We start from the raw sequence: 2,407 nt of genomic DNA, 5'->3' as shown, positions 1-2,407 counted from the left end.
GGTCAGCGCCGAACAGATCTGCCCTCCTGCTGGGTGACCTGGCGGCCGGCGCGGTCGTAGAACCTCACGGCGGTCATCTCCAGTTCCTGGTCGATTGAGCCTGTCTTCCGGGTGTGGCATGCGCGGGCTGCAGGGGGCGGAGGCGACACGTCATTGCCCGCCTTGCGGGTCTCGACGATGCGCTTGGCGACTTGCTTGATGCTCTCCGGCGTCGGCATGGTGAAGATGCACATCGGTCGCGGCCAGCGACTCGATCGCGCGCTGGAGTCCCTCGTCGGTCCATCCGGCGAGGTCTCGGCGGGCGCGGTCGACCTGCCAGGGCGCGAGCCCGAGCGACGACGCCACCTGCGGGCCACCGCCCCTGACGCCCGACACCTTCGCCATGGTGCGCACCTTCATGGCGAAGGCGGCCACCATGGGTACCGGGTCGGCGCCGCTGTCGAGTGCGTGCCGGAGCGCGACGAGCGCTTCGCCGTGCCGCCCGGCGATCGCCGCATCGGCGACCGCGAACGCGTTCGTCTCGACGCGCCCGCCGTAGTAGCGCCCTACGACGGCCTCGGTGATCTCACCCGGTGCGTCGGCGATGAGCTGCCTGCAGGCGGCGGACAGCTCGGCCAGGTCGTCGGCGAATGCCGCGACGAGGGCGCGCAGGGCGCGGGCATCGATCTTGCGACCGGCGGCGCGGAACTCGGCCGCCGCGAAGTCCTGCTTCTCGGATTCCCGCTTGAGCTCCGCGCAGACGATCTCGACTCCCGCGCCCGATCCGGCGCGGACGGCATCGAGGAGCTTCTTGCCGCGCTGACCGCCCGCGTGACGCAGCAGCAGCGTGGTGCCCTCGGCGGTCTGCTCGAGGTACTCGAGCGCATCGATGAGGAAGTCGTCGCTCGCCCGCTCGACGGCCGAGACGCGGATGAGCCGCGGCTCACCGAACAGCGATGGGCTGGCGAGGGTGAGCAGTTCACCGCGCCGATAGCCGTCGGCCTCGAGATCGCTCACCTCGAGCGCGGGGTCCTCGGAGCGGAGGAAGTCGCGGAGCATCGCGCTCGCGCGCTCGGCGAGGACGGTCTCGGCCCCGGTGACGAGCACGATGGGAGCCGGGCGGATCTCATTCCACGAGAGCTGCGGGATCGCGGCTGCCTTCGTTCGCGTCGCACCTGCTCGCGCCGCACCTGATCGCGCTGCCACCGCACCTCCCCGTTCCGTGCAAGTCTACGGGCCGGGTCCGACGTCGCGACGCTCCGCCCACACCTCGAAGCCGCCCTCCTCGGCGGCGATCGTGAGGGTGCCCGAACGGTCGGTGCGCACCACGGCGGTGCCCTCATCGTCGAGCATCCCGAGCAGACGCTCGGTCGGATGCCCGTAGCCGTTGTCGAGGCCGACCCCGATGACGCCGATGGTCGCGTGCAGCCGTTCGTACAACGAGGCGCTCTGGTCGGCGGACCCGTGATGGGCCACCTTGACGAGGTCGACCACGCCCGGGTCGGCCGCCCGAAGGAGCCGATCCTGCGCTCCCTCGCCGAGGTCGCCCAGGAAGACACCGCGGAAGGCGGGCGCATCGACCTCGACGACGACACTCGCGTCGTTGCCGGGCGCGGCTCGTGGCAGCGGCCACAGCACCCGCCACCGGGCGTCGCCGAGCATACCGCGATGGCCGGCGACGACTTCGGCGGACCCGGCCCCGCCCCGCAGGAGCGGCCCGAGCACACGGTCGCTGCGATCGCCGTCGAGCGGGCCGTGGATGACGGTGCCGACGCGTCCGGCGACCGCGGCCGCTCCCCCGACGTGGTCGGCGTCCCAGTGCGTCAGTACGAGCAGGTCGATGCGGTCGACGCCGAGGAGGGTCAAGCAGCGCGTCAACGGAGCCGGATCGGGCCCGGTGTCGATGAGGGCCGTCGCGCCCTCGGAGCGGATGAGCACCGCATCGCCCTGTCCGACGTCGCACGCGGCGACGTCCCATCGGGCCGGCCGTGTCGCAGCCGACACGACGGCCGCGCCGAAGGACACCCCGATCGGCACCGCCAACCCGATCGCGAGCAGTGCGGCGCCGGCCGCGCGCAGTCGGGGCCTCGACGGCGGCGCGAACGCGACGACGAGGGCGAGGGCCGTGCAGGCGACGAGCAGGGCTGCCCCCGGTGCGTCCGGTAGCCACGGAAGCCGTCCGCCGGGAAGTCCAGCCGTGCCGCGCGCGACGAGGGCGATCCACGAGGCCGGGACCCACGCGACCTGCAGGAACGCCGCGCCGACGGAGGGCAGGACGGGCAGGACGAGGCATCCGAGCAGGCCGATGACCGTGGCGACGGGCGCCGCCGGCGCCGCGAGCAGGTTGGCGGGCACGCCGTAGACGGCGATCGCCGGGTCGAGCAGCACCAGGATCGGCTGGCAGGCGAGCTGCGCGGCGATCGGCCCG

At 73.1% G+C, this 2,407-nt stretch carries 2 protein-coding genes; both read right to left on the bottom strand.

The window, feature by feature from the left end:
- Positions 1-150: 150 nt before the first annotated feature.
- Positions 151-1,185: a DNA polymerase III subunit delta gene (gene holA, locus GH736_RS21230; RefSeq protein WP_159606849.1), complete on the bottom strand. Its 1,035-nt coding sequence runs from the start codon at positions 1,183-1,185 to the stop codon at positions 151-153.
- 24 nt (positions 1,186-1,209) lie between these two features.
- Positions 1,210-2,407: ComEC/Rec2 family competence protein (locus tag GH736_RS21225; protein ID WP_159606847.1), on the bottom strand; the 1,198-nt coding region annotated here is incomplete at its 5' end.

This window comes from Agromyces humi, assembly GCF_009720255.1.
GTDB classification, from domain to species: domain Bacteria; phylum Actinomycetota; class Actinomycetes; order Actinomycetales; family Microbacteriaceae; genus Agromyces; species Agromyces humi.
The sequence above is the reverse complement of the archived record's forward strand: the minus strand, read 5'-3'. Positions and strand labels throughout refer to the sequence as shown.